Raw genomic sequence first — 16404 nt, forward strand, 5'->3', positions numbered from 1 at the left:
AAAGAAAACCGTGGCAGTTAGCACACGGTTTTCTTGTTTTTAACATGCTGAGCTGTACTTGTTTAGCCAAGATTATCTTGCGATAAGTTATCCAACCACTGATGCATGTCTTGGTGATTTCCCCTAAAAAGCACTCGATGTGCTTTTTTTGCTAATTGGTATTCATACATAGGGTCGTAATACTTTTGCAGTAGCAGGCTTATCCAAGTTAAATGCTGTGAGGTTTGGTTTTGATTGAGTTGCTGCGTCAGAGCTTGTTGCATGATGTCTTGCAGCTCTTGATATTGCTTACCACCAAGACGTTTGCGAATACTGGTAAGACTCTGCAAAAGATATTGGCTAAAGGCATCAAAGCCTGCCTCAATACCTAAGCGTTCAACAAAACCGTGATGCATTTTATGAACATATTCATCGAGTAAGCGACTTAGCCTAATGTCATCATCTTCTTCGAGTACTACAATATCGGCTGCCTGCATGGCGCTATAAAAGCTTTGCGGCAGTGCTGAGCGGCCAATCAGAAAGCTTTCATCCTCAAGTAGTAAGCAGGAATGATTGCCCTGTTGGTGGCGGAGTAGTGCAATCGCGAGCTGATTTTCAAAGTTTATTTGCGTTGGTTGTGGGTCGATGTTTTTACCAAAACTCGATCCTCTGTGATTGGCGATACCCTCAAGATCCACTGCCTCTTTGCGCTGTCTTAAAAAATCCGTTTTACCGCAGCCCGTCATACCACTTAGGCTTAACAAGCGTTGTTGGCTAGGGACTGCATCAATCACACCAATTAAATATTGGCGCATGCCTTTGTAGCCACCCTGCACATAAGGTACGACTACGCCCGCTTCTTTAAGCCATTGCTGAGTTAATTGTGAACGCAGCCCGCCACGAAAGCAGTAAAGATAAGCTTCGGGGTGGGCCGATAAAAAGTGTAACCAAGCATCAATTCTTTGTTGTTTAACTGCGCCATGTACGAGTGAATGGCCTAAGGTAATCGCGGCTTGCTGTCCTTGCTCTTTGTAGCAAGTGCCGACCTTTTCCCTTTCTTTATCAACCATTAACGGCAGATTTACCGAGGAAGGAAACGCGCCGCGGTCAAACTCGATTGGCGCTCTTAAGTCGATTAATGGCTGCCCAGCGACAAAGATATCGTGGTATTGCTGAGCCTGGATAATCGTTGTTGTCATTAACACAGCACCACATTGGCGGTGGAGGTGGGCGTTTCTAACGAACCAATGCAGATAGGCTCAATTTGATGGGCATTAAGCAGTGCCACCAGTTCTGCTTCGGCCTCATTCGATACCGCCACTAACAAGCCGCCACTGGTTTGTGGGTCACACAATATGGCTTTTTGATGATCGGTAAGTACGGGTAAGTGTTCACCATAACTGTCGTAGTTACGGTGGGTGCCACCTGGAATACAGCCTTGCGCTAGATAGTCGAGGGCGCGGGGTAAGAGTGGCAAGGCATCCAGATTAAGTTTAGCGGTGAGTTTAGCACCTTGACAGACCTCAAGTAGATGGCCCGCCAGCCCAAAACCTGTGACATCGGTGAGGGCGTTCACGCCTTTAATCTTAGCGATTTTGGCGCCTATACTATTGAGCTGGCACATCGCATTCACCGCAATTTGGCTATCTTCGTCTTTGAGCTTCTTCTGCTTTTGTGCCGTGGTAAGAATGCCAATACCGATAGGTTTAGTGAGATACAAACGATCGCCCGCTTTTGCGGTATCGTTTTGTTTTAAATCCGTCAGGGCGATTTGCCCTGTGACCGCAAGGCCGAAGATTGGCTCAGGCGCATCGATACTATGACCACCGGCCAGCATTATCCCAGCTTCCATACAGGCTTGACGGCCACCATCGACCACTTGTTGCGCGATCTCGGCGGGAAGCTTGTTTACTGGCCAGCCTAGAATCGCAATCGCCATCATGGGCGTGCCGCCCATGGCATAGATATCGCTAATGGCATTGGTGGCGGCGATGCGGCCAAAGGTAAAGGGGTCATCTACGATTGGCATAAAAAAGTCGGTGGTACTGATAATGCCAATTTCATCATTGAGCTTGTAAACGGCTGCATCATCACGGCTTTGATTGCCGACCAACAGGTTAGGATCGGTGAATACAGGCAGCTGCGAGGCAAGAATGGTGGTCAGTACTTTAGGGGAAATTTTACAGCCGCAACCGGCACCATGACTATATTCGGTGAGTTTAATGCTATCGGTTGGAGATACTGCACAATTCGACATGAGCCTAACATCCTGTAAAAAGTGAATGAGGCATCATAATAATAGGATACGGCCACCATGCAAGGCGGCCGTATGATTTTTACCGATAATTGTGGCCTAGCTATAAGTTGCAGTCAGGCTCTTCCAGCTTTTTTGCTGATTCAGGAGTCGGGTTTTTAGCTCTTCGACTTGCTGCAATAATTGCTGATCGACCAGTTGCTTACGTTTGGCCTCTAACAGTGCCTTTTGGGCTTGATAATATTCGAGTAAGTGTTGTTTCATCAACTCATACTCTTGTTGAATTTTTTCAATAATTTCATCGGCATTTGGCAAATTGAGCACTTTGCTTTTAGCATGCAGCAGTTGCATTTGTAAGCGGGCACTCTCGATTCGCTCCTGCGGACTCGTGCGTAAGTCTTTGGCTAAACCCACCCAAGATAACGCCTTAATCAACCACTTAGTCGGATCGTAATGCCACCATTTAATCCCGTTACGATAATCGTTTTCGAAGATATGGTGGAAATTATGGTAACCCTCACCGTAGGTCAGTACAGCCAGAAAACCGTTATCGCGGGCCGTATTTTTATCGGTATAAGGTTGGCTACCCCACACGTGGGCGAGGGAGTTAATGAAGAAGGTGCAGTGATGCACGACCACTAAGCGCAGAAGTCCCGCCATCAGTAACATACCCGCGATATTGCCAGTGAACCAGCCTAATAAAGCAGGCAGACCAATATTCATAAGTAGCACAAGTGCAAGATAGTGCTTGTGTTGCCACATCACGATACGGTCGTTCTGTAAATCACGCACGTTTTGGTAGTCATGGTAACGCTGGGCTTGGTATTCGCGCAGCATCCAACCGATATGGCTGTACCAGAAACCCATGTTGGCGGAGTAAGGATCTTTGTCATTGTCATCGACATGCTTATGATGCACTCGATGATCGGATGCCCAATGTAACGCGCTGTTTTGTAATGCTAATGCACCACCAAGTGCGTAGATGAAACGTATTACAGGGTGTGCCTTATAGGCTTTATGTGACCAGAGTCTATGGTAACCCGCAGTGATCGACAGGCCACTGGCAAAGGCTAACACCACAAAAGCAATCCATTCGCTGGCACCGTAACCGTGGGCTAGGCCATACCAAGGAACGAGGATTACCGCACTGAGAAAGGTTAGGCTAAATAGGGTGACATTAAGCCAGATGATAGGGGGTTTATTCATTATAGTTTCCAATATCCGCATTTGAGCGTACAACTGTAAGCTAATTTAGCCCAGCAATCTTGTTTGGTCAAGGTGGATAGGGCTGTGTTTCAATCGCAAAAGCGGTATTATCGCGTCATTACATTCAGTTAGCGGATTCAAGAATGGGTATTCGTGCACAGCAAAAAGAGAAAACTCGGCGGGCTCTAGTCGATGCGGCCTTTAATCAGCTCAGTGCTGAGCGGAGCTTCTCTAGCTTAAGTTTGCGAGAAGTGGCGAGGGAAGCCAACATTGCGCCCACATCCTTTTATCGTCATTTTAAGGATATGAATGAACTCGGGTTGACTATGGTCGACGAGGGCGGGCTTACCCTAAGGCAAATGATGCGCAAGGGGCGTCAACGTGCCGAAGCGGGTGGTAGCGTGATCCGTATATCAGTGGATACCTTTATGGAAGTACTTGATTCTAATCCAAACGTTTTCAGAATTTTACTGCATGAGCGTTCAGGTACCTCGGCGGCATTCCGCGCAGCGGTGGCTCGCGAGATTGAACATTTTATTTCTGAATTGGCCCATTACACCGAAGCGACGGCGGGCCGTACACCTATGCTAGCCAGAGCGCAGGCAGAAGCGCTAGTGACCTTAGTGTTTAACGCCGGAGCGTCGGCACTGGATATGAAGCGCGCCGATCGTAAAGTGCTTGCCGATCAATTAGTAATGCAGCTGCGCATGGTCGCCAAGGGCGCTGAAGCATTACAACATAAAGTAGAACATCGTTAGTTGGGTACGGTTTGACTAAAAACAAAGGAGCCACAGGCTCCTTTGTTTTTAGGTATATAGAGTCGCCTAACGACGTTCTAACAGCACACCTGTTTCCATATGGTCGGTGTAAGGGAACTGATCGAATAGCGCAAAACGTGTCACCTTGTGAGTCTGATTTAATTGCTGCAAATTGTCTTTTAAGGTGTCGGGATTGCACGAGATATACAAAATCCGCTCATAACCTTGCACTAAGTCCAACGTAGCTGGGTCAATACCTGCTCGTGGTGGGTCAACAAAAATGGTGTTGCACACATAGCTATCCAGATCGATGCCTTCTAAGCGCCTGAAGCTGCGTTTTTTGGCCATCGCATCGCTAAACTCTTCCGCCGACATGCGGATAATTTGCAGATTATCGATATTGTTGACTTCGATATTGTATTGGGCTGCATCCACCGAAGGTTTAGCTAACTCGGTCGCGAGCACGCGATTAAAGTTTTGTGCCAGCGCGATAGAGAAGTTGCCATTACCACAGTAAAGCTCCAGCAAATCGCCTTGGCTGTGTTGAGTCACGTCGATAGCCCATTCCAGCATCTTGATTGCCACCTTGGCATTTGGCTGGGTAAAGCTGTTTTCGATTTGTTTGTAATGGAAAACTTTGTCATTCACTTGCAGTGACTCAACCACAAAGTCTTTATCTAAATCGATTTTCTGTTTGCGCGCACGGCCAATGATATTGACCTTAAATTGGCTGCTCAATCTGGCTTTGAGCGCGGTGGCTTCGCTGCGCCATTGGTCATCAAGCTGTCTGTGATACAGCAGTGATACTAGAATCTCACCACTGAGCGTTGATAAAAAATCAACCTGGAAGAGTTTGTGGCGTAGGCTGTGGTTAGGTTTTAACTCGGCGATCAGTGCCGCCATCATTTGATTGATTAACGCACTCGCAGGTAAGTATTGATCACAACGTACTTTGTCGTTCAATACTTTATCAAACATGTAATAGTATAAATCGTCGCCCTCGTGCCATACGCGAAACTCGGCGCGCATACGGTAGTTGGCAGGCTCAGAGGCAAACACTTCAACACTCGGCGTCTCAAATTGGGCAAAGGCCTGCTCTAGCTTGATACGCTTTGCAGTCAGTTGCGCATCATAGGTCGTGGGATCCATTGCTGCTAAATTCATTGTTGATTCACCGTGGCTGTAAATTGGGGCGCAAATTTTATACTAGGTGACACGAATGTCCAGCATCTTGGTTTTGCGGTTTGAGCAAAGCTGTGGGAAAATCCGCCCGCGCATGGGGCGAAGAATTAACTGGAGACGGGCTTGTCGCAACCAATATTAGTATTCGATTCAGGCATCGGCGGTCTATCCGTATTGGCCGAAATTCGCAAACTGCTCCCACATCACGATTACTGCTATTTATTCGATAATGCCAGATTGCCCTATGGCGAGTTGGAAGAGCAGGAACTTGTCTCGGGTTGTGTCGCGCTAATCGACCAAGTCGTAGAGCGTACCCATGCTGCAATTGTTGTCGTAGCTTGCAATACCGCGAGTACGGTTGTGTTGCCCGCGCTGCGTGCCACTTTAACTGTTCCTGTTGTCGGTGTTGTCCCCGCCATTAAACCTGCGGCGCAGTTATCTAAAAGTAAGCGTATAGGGTTGCTTGCTACCCCAGGTACGGTAAAGCGCCACTATACTCACGAACTCATTAGCCAATTTGCCGATGACTGCCATGTAGAGCTGTTCGGATGTTCGGAATTAGTGCTGATGGCCGAGCAGAAGATTGCCACTGGTCAGCTGGATATGGTGCGATTAACGCAGATATTGTCGCCGATTGTCGAGGCGGAGTTAGATGTATTGGTACTTGGATGCACTCATTTCCCCATGATGCGTGATGAATTGCAGCAGGTATTGGGTCAAGGTGTGACTCTGCTTGATTCAGGTGAGGCAATAGCTAAACGAGTCAAAACACTGTTAGCTACTAAGAGCGAAGAGCAAGGTCTAAAAGACGAGCACCAAGATTCGGTTATGCAGGCGTTTTATACTAAAGCGGAAATCAGTGAGGGATTGATGACTATGTTAGTCGATTGTGGCTTTTCTGCCCTAGAGCGAATCACCACAATCAACCAGAACGGATAAGCTAACGCAGATTATTCATCAGTACCTGTACGATCAGCGGCTTCCGAATCTTGAGTTTTAGCTTCTCTAACCTTTAAGGTTCTTTCTTGGAAGTTAAAGTCATTTAGCTTAACCATTGCTTTTTGAGCACCTGCTTCGGACATTTCAACAAAACCGAAGCCTTTACGGCGACCTGTTTTACGATCTCGAACTAAACGGACTGAATTGACTGGGCCGAATTCACCAAACAAGACTTTCACTTCTCCCTCATGCACACGATAAGGCAAGTTGCCTACATAGAGTGTCATTGTAGGGCCAACATATTGTTCATCAGCAGCTTGAGTGGTACCTAAATCAGGGACAAATTTAAAGATAAGCGTGGTAATAATCACGCCAGCAACAAAGGCGATGTAAGCGGGTAATGTTGTTGCAAATTGAGATAGCGCAATTGCGCCAAGAATGGCAATAACCAAAACAATAAGAAATGACTTTTGCATATAAATGCTCTCTGAATGAAATAGAAAATGATAAATAACTGTTAACAGCAAGTCATATGGTAATGAATTATTTACTTTTACACTAGACTGCTGCCGAAAAATTGAGCGCGAATTATCATTTATCAGATAAAAACTTACATCAAAATTGAATAACCAAGCCAAAATAGATAAAAAATAAACATAATGCTTAAAATGTCGGCGTACAGTCTTTAGGGGCTAAAAAAGCGCTTGCACAAAAAGTTCCGCTGCCTATAATGCGCATCCACTGACACGGCAGACAGCGATAAGCAGTTGCAAGTGCCAGTTCATCGAGTGATTCAGTCCTTGATGAGCGAAAAGAAAGTTTAAAAAACTACTTGACGCAAAAACGGGAATGCGTAGAATACGCAGCCCTGACCCGCTGAAATCACTAGTGATAATGCGATGGTCAACGCTCTTTAACAATTTATCAAGCAAATCTGTGTGGACACTCACAGGTGTTGAGTTAATCGAAATTACTCTGCCGTTTGGCGAGTAATCAAAGAATTAAATCAATGAATGAGTGTTCATAGCAATATGTACATACAGTAATGTATGAATTAAAACGCGATGCTTCTTAGTGAGCAAAGCGAATCAAAACAGTAGAATTCATTGAGTCGTTTAACGCGAGTTAAACAAAAAACTTTAATTGAAGAGTTTGATCATGGCTCAGATTGAACGCTGGCGGCAGGCCTAACACATGCAAGTCGAGCGGCAGCACGAGGGAGTTTACTCCTGAGGTGGCGAGCGGCGGACGGGTGAGTAATGCCTAGGGATCTGCCCAGTCGAGGGGGATAACAGTTGGAAACGACTGCTAATACCGCATACGCCCTACGGGGGAAAGAGGGGGACCTTCGGGCCTCTCGCGATTGGATGAACCTAGGTGGGATTAGCTAGTTGGTGAGGTAATGGCTCACCAAGGCGACGATCCCTAGCTGTTCTGAGAGGATGATCAGCCACACTGGGACTGAGACACGGCCCAGACTCCTACGGGAGGCAGCAGTGGGGAATATTGCACAATGGGGGAAACCCTGATGCAGCCATGCCGCGTGTGTGAAGAAGGCCTTCGGGTTGTAAAGCACTTTCAGTAGGGAGGAAAGGGTGAGTCTTAATACGGCTCATCTGTGACGTTACCTACAGAAGAAGGACCGGCTAACTCCGTGCCAGCAGCCGCGGTAATACGGAGGGTCCGAGCGTTAATCGGAATTACTGGGCGTAAAGCGTGCGCAGGCGGTTTGTTAAGCGAGATGTGAAAGCCCTGGGCTCAACCTAGGAATAGCATTTCGAACTGGCGAACTAGAGTCTTGTAGAGGGGGGTAGAATTCCAGGTGTAGCGGTGAAATGCGTAGAGATCTGGAGGAATACCGGTGGCGAAGGCGGCCCCCTGGACAAAGACTGACGCTCATGCACGAAAGCGTGGGGAGCAAACAGGATTAGATACCCTGGTAGTCCACGCCGTAAACGATGTCTACTCGGAGTTTGGTGTCTTGAACACTGGGCTCTCAAGCTAACGCATTAAGTAGACCGCCTGGGGAGTACGGCCGCAAGGTTAAAACTCAAATGAATTGACGGGGGCCCGCACAAGCGGTGGAGCATGTGGTTTAATTCGATGCAACGCGAAGAACCTTACCTACTCTTGACATCCACAGAAGACTGCAGAGATGCGGTTGTGCCTTCGGGAACTGTGAGACAGGTGCTGCATGGCTGTCGTCAGCTCGTGTTGTGAAATGTTGGGTTAAGTCCCGCAACGAGCGCAACCCCTATCCTTATTTGCCAGCACGTAATGGTGGGAACTCTAGGGAGACTGCCGGTGATAAACCGGAGGAAGGTGGGGACGACGTCAAGTCATCATGGCCCTTACGAGTAGGGCTACACACGTGCTACAATGGCGAGTACAGAGGGTTGCAAAGCCGCGAGGTGGAGCTAATCTCACAAAGCTCGTCGTAGTCCGGATTGGAGTCTGCAACTCGACTCCATGAAGTCGGAATCGCTAGTAATCGTGGATCAGAATGCCACGGTGAATACGTTCCCGGGCCTTGTACACACCGCCCGTCACACCATGGGAGTGGGCTGCAAAAGAAGTGGGTAGCTTAACCTTCGGGGGGGCGCTCACCACTTTGTGGTTCATGACTGGGGTGAAGTCGTAACAAGGTAGCCCTAGGGGAACCTGGGGCTGGATCACCTCCTTACCTATACGACTAACTCGATGTTTGGTCTAAAAATGCTCCTGCATTTTAGACATTCGGTACATCCGTGTACCTTTTGAGTGTTCACACAGATTTGCTTGATAGAAGATAGAGTAAAAGATGGGTCTGTAGCTCAGCTGGTTAGAGCGCACCCCTGATAAGGGTGAGGTCGGTGGTTCAAGTCCACTCTGACCCACCAATCCTTCCTTCTCAGCGTTGGAAAGTGACTCGTTTAGTGAACTAAACGTCGCCACTGTCCGCCTTGATAAGAAATGATTGGCAAACCAATCCTTTAAGAGGTTTGGAACATCTTATTTACTCGCACTGCATGTAAATGGGGCTATAGCTCAGCTGGGAGAGCGCCTGCCTTGCACGCAGGAGGTCTGCGGTTCGATCCCGCATAGCTCCACCATTTACTGCATTATGGTTAGAGATGCCAAAGATAAACTTAAACATTATCTTTGGCTTTTTTAAGCCCGCTCTTTAACAATTTGGAAAGCTGATAGTAATTAACGCAATGATGTCTGTCGTTGTGTTAATACGAAAAAAATTGAGTTCTTAAAACACTTGTTAAGTGTCTTGAATATTCAAGTCTAAGGCGAGTCCATCTTCTTGGTCGAAGATGAGACAAGTAAAACCAGCTGGTCGCAACAGCGCAAGTAGCTCACGTAAGTGAAACCTATTTGGGTTGTATGGTTAAGCGACTAAGCGTATACGGTGGATGCCTTGGCAGTCAGAGGCGATGAAGGACGTAGTAACTTGCGAAAAGCGTTGGCGAGCTAGTAACAAGCATTTGAGCTAACGATGTCCGAATGGGGGAACCCGGCCGCATAAGCGGTCATCATGTGGTGAATACATAGCTACATGAGGCAAACGAGGGGAACTGAAACATCTAAGTACCCTTAGGAAAAGAAATCAACCGAGATTCCCCTAGTAGCGGCGAGCGAACGGGGATTAGCCCTTAAGTCAGAGGGGTGTTAGTGGAATGGTCTGGAAAGTCCAGCGGCACAGGGTGATAGCCCCGTACACGAAAACTAACCTTTGATGAAAACGAGTAAGGCGGGACACGTGATATCCTGTTTGAATATGGGGGGACCATCCTCCAAGGCTAAATACTCCTGACTGACCGATAGTGAACCAGTACCGTGAGGGAAAGGCGAAAAGAACCCCTGTGAGGGGAGTGAAATAGAACCTGAAACCGTATACGTACAAGCAGTGGGAGCGGTACTTGAGACCGTGACTGCGTACCTTTTGTATAATGGGTCAGCGACTTACGTTTTGTAGCGAGGTTAAGCGAATAGCGGAGCCGTAGGGAAACCGAGTGTTAACTGCGCGTTTAGTTGCAAGGCGTAGACCCGAAACCCGGTGATCTAGCCATGGGCAGGTTGAAGGTTGAGTAACATCAACTGGAGGACCGAACCGACTAATGTTGAAAAATTAGCGGATGACTTGTGGCTGGGGGTGAAAGGCCAATCAAACCGGGAGATATCTGGTTCTCCTCGAAAGCTATTTAGGTAGCGCCTCGAGCGAATACCATTGGGGGTAGAGCACTGTTAAGGCTAGGGGGTCATCCCGACTTACCAACCCTTTGCAAACTCCGAATACCAATGAGTACTACTCGGGAGACAGACGGCGGGTGCTAACGTCCGTCGTCAAAAGGGAAACAACCCAGACCGTCAGCTAAGGTCCCAAAGTGTATGTTAAGTGGGAAACGATGTGGGAAGGCTTAGACAGCTAGGATGTTGGCTTAGAAGCAGCCATCATTTAAAGAAAGCGTAATAGCTCACTAGTCGAGTCGGCCTGCGCGGAAGATGTAACGGGGCTAAACATACCACCGAAGCTACGGGTGCAATTCATTAGAGTTGCGCGGTAGAGGAGCGTTCTGTAAGCCGTTGAAGGTGAAGGGGTAACCCACACTGGAGGTATCAGAAGTGCGAATGCTGACATGAGTAACGATAAAGGGGGTGAAAAACCCCCTCGCCGAAAGACCAAGGGTTCCTGTCCAACGTTAATCGGGGCAGGGTGAGTCGACCCCTAAGGTGAGGCCGAAAGGCGTAATCGATGGGAAACAGATTAATATTTCTGTACTTCCGCTAACTGCGATGGAGAGACGGAGAAGGCTAGGCTAGCGCGGCGTTGGTAGTCCGCGTTTAAGGTGGTAGGTGGGTGACTTAGGCAAATCCGGGTCACTATACACTGAGAGCTGATGACGAGTCCCCAAGGGGATGAAGTAGTTGATGCCATGCTTCCAGGAAAATCTTCTAAGCTTCAGGTTAGCGGGAATCGTACCCCAAACCGACACAGGTGGTCGGGTAGAGAATACCAAGGCGCTTGAGAGAACTCGGCTGAAGGAACTAGGCAAAATGGTACCGTAACTTCGGGAGAAGGTACGCTCTTGTTGGTGATGAGACTTGCTCTCTAAGCTGACGGGAGTCGCAGATACCAGGTGGCTGCAACTGTTTATCAAAAACACAGCACTGTGCAAACTCGCAAGAGGAAGTATACGGTGTGACGCCTGCCCGGTGCCGGAAGGTTAATTGATTGGGTTATCGCAAGAGAAGCTCATGATCGAAGCCCCGGTAAACGGCGGCCGTAACTATAACGGTCCTAAGGTAGCGAAATTCCTTGTCGGGTAAGTTCCGACCTGCACGAATGGCGTAATGATGGCCACGCTGTCTCCAGCCGAGACTCAGTGAAGTTGAAATTGCGGTGAAGATGCCGTATACCCGCGGCTAGACGGAAAGACCCCGTGAACCTTTACTATAGCTTGGCACTGAACATTGACCCTACATGTGTAGGATAGGTGGGAGACTATGAAGTTGGAACGCTAGTTCTGATGGAGTCGTCCTTGAAATACCACCCTTGTAGTGTTGATGTTCTAACTTGGCCCCATTATCTGGGGTAAGGACAGTGCCTGGTGGGTAGTTTGACTGGGGCGGTCTCCTCCCAAAGAGTAACGGAGGAGCACGAAGGTTGGCTAAGTACGGTCGGACATCGTACGGTTAGTGCAATGGCATAAGCCAGCTTAACTGCGAGACAGACACGTCGAGCAGGTACGAAAGTAGGTCATAGTGATCCGGTGGTTCTGAATGGAAGGGCCATCGCTCAACGGATAAAAGGTACTCCGGGGATAACAGGCTGATACCGCCCAAGAGTTCATATCGACGGCGGTGTTTGGCACCTCGATGTCGGCTCATCACATCCTGGGGCTGAAGTCGGTCCCAAGGGTATGGCTGTTCGCCATTTAAAGTGGTACGCGAGCTGGGTTCAGAACGTCGTGAGACAGTTCGGTCCCTATCTGCCGTGGGCGTTGGATGATTGAGGGGAGTTGCTCCTAGTACGAGAGGACCGGAGTGAACGAACCGCTGGTGTTCGGGTTGTCATGCCAATGGCATTGCCCGGTAGCTATGTTCGGAATCGATAACCGCTGAAAGCATCTAAGCGGGAAGCGAGCCCCAAGATGAGTCATCCCTTGGACTTTAAGTCCACTAAAGAGCCGTTCGAGACTAGGACGTTGATAGGTCAGGTGTGTAAGCGTTGTGAGGCGTTGAGCTAACTGATACTAATGACTCGAGAGGCTTAACCATACAACCCAGATGGGTTTTGCTAAGTAGCACTTAGCTTGAATAGAAACACTTAAGAAGTGATACTCAATACAGCTTTCTAAATTAACAAATAAAGGTTAATTACGCAGGTAATTGTACGGCAGACAAAGCCGTGACGAGCGAAGGGCGGAGTGTACGGTAGTACATGAGCACTGGAGTGAGGAAACAATGCCGTCAGACGTAGAATTAACCAGTAAGAATTTGCTTGGTGACAATAGCATTGTGGTCCCACCTGATCCCATCCCGAACTCAGAAGTGAAACGCAATCGCGCCAATGGTAGTGTGGGGTCTCCCCATGTGAGAGTAGGTCATCGCCAAGCGCCTAAATAAACAATGAAGCCAGCTGAATAAGCTGGCTTTTTTGTTTTTGATGTTTTATTCACAGCTTCATCAACTTGTTTGTGCTCATCTTTAACTCTTGCCAAAAGCACAAAAGCACAAAAGCACAAAAGCACAAAAGCTTGAGTCATGACGTATCTGTTTTATCGATCAATCTCAGTTTGCTGCAATTCTAGGGTGAAGCGTTTACAATGTCGCTTTTATCGCGGCAGAACATCATCATGTCTTTTCCATACTCGCTAAAACCGTTTAATACTTTTGGCGTAGAGCAATCCTGTTCATCATTGATTGAAGTCCATTCCAAGATGGAACTGCAAACGACTTGCTTATCTTTATATCAATCAAAGCAACCAATGCTTGTGCTTGGTGGTGGCAGCAATATCGTATTTACCGATGATTTTAATGGCACTGTAGTGCGAGTATTGTCTAAAGGTATTTCCTGCTCTGAAGATGACTCTCACTTTTATCTTGATGTTGAGGCGGGTGAAAACTGGCATGAATTGGTCCTATTTAGCTTAGAGCAGAATATGCCTGGACTCGAGAATTTAGCCCTGATCCCGGGCACAGTTGGCGCAGCTCCGATTCAAAATATCGGTGCTTATGGTGTTGAGTTTTGTGATGTTTGTGATTGGGTTGAATATCTTGATGTCGAGTCTGGCGACTTACTAAGGCTTACGGTCGATGAATGTGAGTTTTCATATCGCGAGTCGATATTTAAAGGCAGCTTACGCGACAAAGCTGTGATTACCGCTGTTGGTTTGCGCCTCCCTAAAGCTTGGCAACCAAAATTGGCCTATGGCCCGTTGCAATCATTTAACGCTGAGACGGTGACCCCAAGGGAGATTTTTGACCGTGTCTGTGAGGTGAGGAGTGAGAAGCTGCCGAATCCTGAGGTGCTAGGTAACGCTGGGAGTTTTTTTAAGAATCCAATCGTTAGCGCATCAGTTTATATTGAACTAGCTCAACGCTTTCCAAGCATTGTTGGTTATGCGCAACCTGATGGCGATGTGAAACTTGCTGCTGGTTGGCTGATTGAGCATGCGGGTCTTAAGGGCTTTGCCCTAGGAAACGCGGGAGTGCATGCGAAGCAAGCCTTAGTATTAGTCAATTTAGGCCATGCAACTGGCCAAGATATTTGTCGATTAGCATTACATGTTATTGCGCGAGTGAATGAGGTTTTTGGCGTTAAGCTAGAAGCCGAGCCAAGAATTATGGGATTAACAGGGGAGACGAGTCTCGATGTCTGATAACTGGGTGAGAAAACGCGAAATACTGGGATTACTGTCGAGCGAACATTTTGTCTCAGGTGAAGAATTGGCGACACAACTGGGTATTTCTCGTGCGGCGGTGAGCAAGCATGTCGATGCTTTGGAAGACTATGGTGTGGCGATCTACAGTGTCAAAGGCCGCGGTTACAAGTTAGCTAATCCCATCTCCCTTATCGACTCGGCTCGTTTAATTCAGTCGATCGATAATCGATGCTTTTACTTTGATGAAATCCCGAGCACTAACGGCTTTATGTTAAGCCATACCAGTGAGCTTAAAAGTGGCGATGTATGTGTGGCTGAGTACCAGTCAGCGGGACGAGGACGTAGAGGACGAACTTGGGTGTCTCCCTATGGACATCATTTGTATTTCTCTCAGTTTTGGTCATTCCCCCAAGGGATGGCACAGGCCATGGGCTTAAGCCTAGTGGTGGCTTGTAGTTTAGTTGAGGTACTGAAATCCTTTGGTGTTGATAATATCGGCGTGAAATGGCCAAACGATATTTACCTTAATTATAAAAAGCTTGCTGGGATTTTAATTGAAATGTCCGGGCAAGCGGATAGCGAGTGCCAATTAATCATTGGTATTGGTGTTAACATGGCTATGTCGGAAGACCAAGGTAAGGGAATTGACCAGCCTTGGAGCGACTTGTCTAGCTTGACGGATATGCCAAATAAAACAGATCTCGTGATTGCACTACACAAACAGTTGAAGAGAGACATACAGTTGTTTGAGCGTGAAGGGCTGGCAGCCTTTAAAACGCGCTGGCAACAGGCAGATCTATTCCATGGTAAAGAAATTCGTTTACTGATGGGCGAGAATCACGTTGACGGCATCTGTCGAGGGATCGATGAACAAGGTGCAGTATTGTTAGAAACCGCCGATGGCATACAAGCCTATATCGGCGGAGAAATCAGTTTAAGAGCAAGATAAGATTATTTACGCAGTAAAACGTGTGACATCAAATGATCCTGTCCTTTTTGTAGGATCAGATGCGCTCGTTCCCTTGTGGGCTGAATATTGAGCTGCAAATTGGGACCGTTGATTGTGTCCCATATTTTCGCCGCTATAGTATAGGCTTCATCATCCGTCAGGCTAGCATAGTGATGGAAATAGGACTTTTCATCACTAAATGCCCCTTTGCGAAATTGCAAAAAGCGCTCTTGATACCATTGCTTCAATAAATGCTCTTCGGCATCGACATAAATCGAAAAATCGACAAAGTCGGAGACAAAGGGCCTACGTATATCGACTGGCGAATCTAAACCTGTTTGTAAAACATTCAGTCCTTCGAGGATCAAAATATCGGGCTGCGAAACGGTTTGATGCTGGCCGCGAATACGATCGTAAGTCACGTGGGAATAGATAGGCGCATTTACATGGGCTTGCCCGGATTTTACCGCCGAAATAAATTCGACCAACATCTTCATATCGTAACTTTCAGGAAAGCCTTTGCGTTGCAATAGCCCTTTACGCTTCAAATCTGCCAGAGGATATAGAAAACCATCGGTCGTAACTAAATCGACTTTAGGATGCTCGGGCCACTGGCTTAGTAACGCCTGTAAAATACGCGCAGTGGTACTTTTACCCACGGCAACACTACCGGCAATGCTGATGATATAAGGACTACTTGAGGGCTTTTGCCCGAGAAACTCATCAAGGACTAAACCACGTTGTTGTTTGGCTTTTACAATTAAGTTAAGCAACCTGCTCAGAGGCAAATAAATATCAGTGACTTCTGAGAGCGAAACCTTCTCATTGATACCCCGAAGATTCTCCAAGTCTTGTTCACTCAGCGTCATTGGCACTGCGTCCCTTAAAACAGACCATTGTGCGCGCTCAAAGGCAAGATAGAGTGCTTTTTGAATTGGATTTTTTGACGTCATTGGCTTTCCTCGGCTTAGGAATCGCACAGTACACCATGACTTAAGTATCGACAATATAAAATCAATTCATGAAGCTCGGTTTCTAGCTCTTCTAGCCTTATTTACTGGATAAATGCTTGCCAACATCAGTTTGAGGGTAAAAAAGCATCATTTGATTGCTTTTTTTAAACAAATCGTCGATTTTCGCTTGCACTTGGGCACACATTTACCTAATATCCCGTTCCGAAATGATTTGCCGGCATAGCTCAGTTGGTAGAGCAACTGACTTGTAATCAGTAGGTCCCGAGTTCGACTCTTGGTGCCGGCACCA

General features: G+C 47.4%; 11 protein-coding genes, 3 tRNA genes and 3 rRNA genes. 10 read left to right on the forward strand and 7 right to left on the reverse strand.

Annotated elements, in window-relative coordinates; genetic code table 11:
* Positions 1–62: 62 nt before the first annotated feature.
* From mnmH to JM642_RS00845, 3 genes are all read right to left on the reverse strand, one after another.
* Entirely contained in the window at positions 63–1178 is a 1116-nt protein-coding gene (gene mnmH / locus JM642_RS00835) for a tRNA 2-selenouridine(34) synthase MnmH (RefSeq protein WP_203432524.1), read from the reverse strand.
* Positions 1178–2236, reverse strand: coding sequence for a selenide, water dikinase SelD (gene selD, locus JM642_RS00840; protein WP_203432525.1), 1059 nt, complete (start codon positions 2234–2236; stop codon positions 1178–1180). Before selD ends, mnmH begins: the two co-directional genes overlap by 1 nt.
* Before the next feature lie 96 nt (positions 2237–2332).
* Positions 2333–3439, reverse strand: coding sequence for a fatty acid desaturase (locus tag JM642_RS00845; protein ID WP_037416479.1), 1107 nt, complete (start codon positions 3437–3439; stop codon positions 2333–2335).
* A 143-nt stretch (positions 3440–3582) separates the two neighbouring features.
* Here JM642_RS00845 and fabR point away from each other — a divergent pair, with 143 nt between their 5' ends.
* Positions 3583–4197 (forward strand): HTH-type transcriptional repressor FabR, encoded by a 615-nt coding sequence (gene fabR / locus JM642_RS00850; RefSeq protein WP_011070594.1) that lies wholly within the window; start codon positions 3583–3585, stop codon positions 4195–4197.
* A 66-nt stretch (positions 4198–4263) separates the two neighbouring features.
* Here the strand turns inward: fabR and trmA are convergent, their stop codons facing one another.
* Positions 4264–5361: a tRNA (uridine(54)-C5)-methyltransferase TrmA gene (gene trmA / locus JM642_RS00855; RefSeq protein ID WP_169548414.1), complete on the reverse strand. Its 1098-nt coding sequence runs from the start codon at positions 5359–5361 to the stop codon at positions 4264–4266.
* Positions 5362–5502: 141 nt separating this feature from the next.
* On the opposite strand from trmA, the gene murI reads away from it, so the two are divergent.
* A complete protein-coding gene (murI, locus tag JM642_RS00860) occupies positions 5503–6318 on the forward strand; it encodes a glutamate racemase (protein WP_203432526.1) in 816 nt (271 codons plus the stop codon).
* A gap of 11 nt (positions 6319–6329) precedes the next feature.
* On the opposite strand, the gene JM642_RS00865 is transcribed toward murI, so the two are convergent.
* Positions 6330–6794, reverse strand: coding sequence for an RNA-binding protein (locus JM642_RS00865; protein ID WP_037430549.1), 465 nt, complete (start codon positions 6792–6794; stop codon positions 6330–6332).
* 664 nt (positions 6795–7458) lie between these two features.
* Here JM642_RS00865 and JM642_RS00870 point away from each other — a divergent pair.
* The 5 genes from JM642_RS00870 to rrf all read left to right on the forward strand — a co-directional run bounded on the left by JM642_RS00870 (position 7459) and on the right by rrf (position 12923).
* Positions 7459–9001, forward strand: a 16S ribosomal RNA gene (locus JM642_RS00870).
* A 119-nt stretch (positions 9002–9120) separates the two neighbouring features.
* Positions 9121–9197 (forward strand) — tRNA-Ile (locus tag JM642_RS00875).
* 137 nt (positions 9198–9334) lie between these two features.
* A tRNA-Ala gene (locus JM642_RS00880) sits at positions 9335–9410 on the forward strand.
* Positions 9411–9692: 282 nt separating this feature from the next.
* A 23S ribosomal RNA gene (locus JM642_RS00885) occupies positions 9693–12585 on the forward strand.
* A gap of 222 nt (positions 12586–12807) precedes the next feature.
* Positions 12808–12923, forward strand: a 5S ribosomal RNA gene (rrf, locus tag JM642_RS00890).
* The 16S, 23S and 5S rRNA genes sit together here with 2 tRNA genes alongside, the layout of an rRNA operon.
* Here rrf and JM642_RS00895 read toward each other — a convergent pair.
* Positions 12912–13073 carry a hypothetical protein gene (locus JM642_RS00895; RefSeq protein ID WP_203432527.1) on the reverse strand — a complete coding sequence of 54 codons (162 nt, stop codon included), beginning with the start codon at positions 13071–13073 and terminating at the stop codon, positions 12912–12914. The genes rrf and JM642_RS00895 overlap by 12 nt on opposite strands.
* Before the next feature lie 90 nt (positions 13074–13163).
* Here JM642_RS00895 and murB point away from each other — a divergent pair, with 90 nt between their 5' ends.
* Both murB and birA read left to right on the forward strand, forming a co-directional pair.
* Positions 13164–14189: a UDP-N-acetylmuramate dehydrogenase gene (gene murB / locus JM642_RS00900; RefSeq protein ID WP_203432528.1), complete on the forward strand. Its 1026-nt coding sequence runs from the start codon at positions 13164–13166 to the stop codon at positions 14187–14189.
* Positions 14182–15141, forward strand: a complete 960-nt coding sequence (birA, locus tag JM642_RS00905; protein WP_055647560.1) for a bifunctional biotin--[acetyl-CoA-carboxylase] ligase/biotin operon repressor BirA — start codon at positions 14182–14184, stop codon at positions 15139–15141. The genes murB and birA overlap by 8 nt, the downstream gene beginning before the upstream one ends.
* A gap of 2 nt (positions 15142–15143) precedes the next feature.
* Here birA and coaA read toward each other — a convergent pair whose 3' ends face one another.
* Complete coding sequence (gene coaA / locus JM642_RS00910) at positions 15144–16094, reverse strand: type I pantothenate kinase (RefSeq protein ID WP_037417855.1); 951 nt, start codon at positions 16092–16094, stop codon at positions 15144–15146.
* A 234-nt stretch (positions 16095–16328) separates the two neighbouring features.
* Between coaA and JM642_RS00915 the strand changes: the two genes are divergently transcribed.
* Positions 16329–16404, forward strand: a tRNA-Thr gene (locus tag JM642_RS00915).

The organism is Shewanella sp. LZH-2 (genome assembly GCF_016859145.1).
Classification (GTDB): Bacteria; Pseudomonadota; Gammaproteobacteria; order Enterobacterales; family Shewanellaceae; genus Shewanella; species Shewanella xiamenensis.

What these genes read in the sequence shown, in the direction of transcription:
- JM642_RS00865 (WP_037430549.1), bottom strand. Translation starts at nt 6,794, where the DNA reads ATGCAAAAGTCATTTCTTATTGTTTTGGTTATTGCCATTCTTGGCGCA.
- trmA (WP_169548414.1), bottom strand. Translation starts at nt 5,361, where the DNA reads ATGAATTTAGCAGCAATGGATCCCACGACCTATGATGCGCAACTGACT.
- JM642_RS00845 (WP_037416479.1), bottom strand. Translation starts at nt 3,439, where the DNA reads ATGAATAAACCCCCTATCATCTGGCTTAATGTCACCCTATTTAGCCTA.
- murB (WP_203432528.1), top strand. Translation starts at nt 13,164, where the DNA reads ATGTCTTTTCCATACTCGCTAAAACCGTTTAATACTTTTGGCGTAGAG.
- fabR (WP_011070594.1), top strand. Translation starts at nt 3,583, where the DNA reads ATGGGTATTCGTGCACAGCAAAAAGAGAAAACTCGGCGGGCTCTAGTC.
- birA (WP_055647560.1), top strand. Translation starts at nt 14,182, where the DNA reads ATGTCTGATAACTGGGTGAGAAAACGCGAAATACTGGGATTACTGTCG.
- JM642_RS00895 (WP_203432527.1), bottom strand. Translation starts at nt 13,073, where the DNA reads ATGACTCAAGCTTTTGTGCTTTTGTGCTTTTGTGCTTTTGTGCTTTTG.
- selD (WP_203432525.1), bottom strand. Translation starts at nt 2,236, where the DNA reads ATGTCGAATTGTGCAGTATCTCCAACCGATAGCATTAAACTCACCGAA.
- mnmH (WP_203432524.1), bottom strand. Translation starts at nt 1,178, where the DNA reads ATGACAACAACGATTATCCAGGCTCAGCAATACCACGATATCTTTGTC.
- coaA (WP_037417855.1), bottom strand. Translation starts at nt 16,094, where the DNA reads ATGACGTCAAAAAATCCAATTCAAAAAGCACTCTATCTTGCCTTTGAG.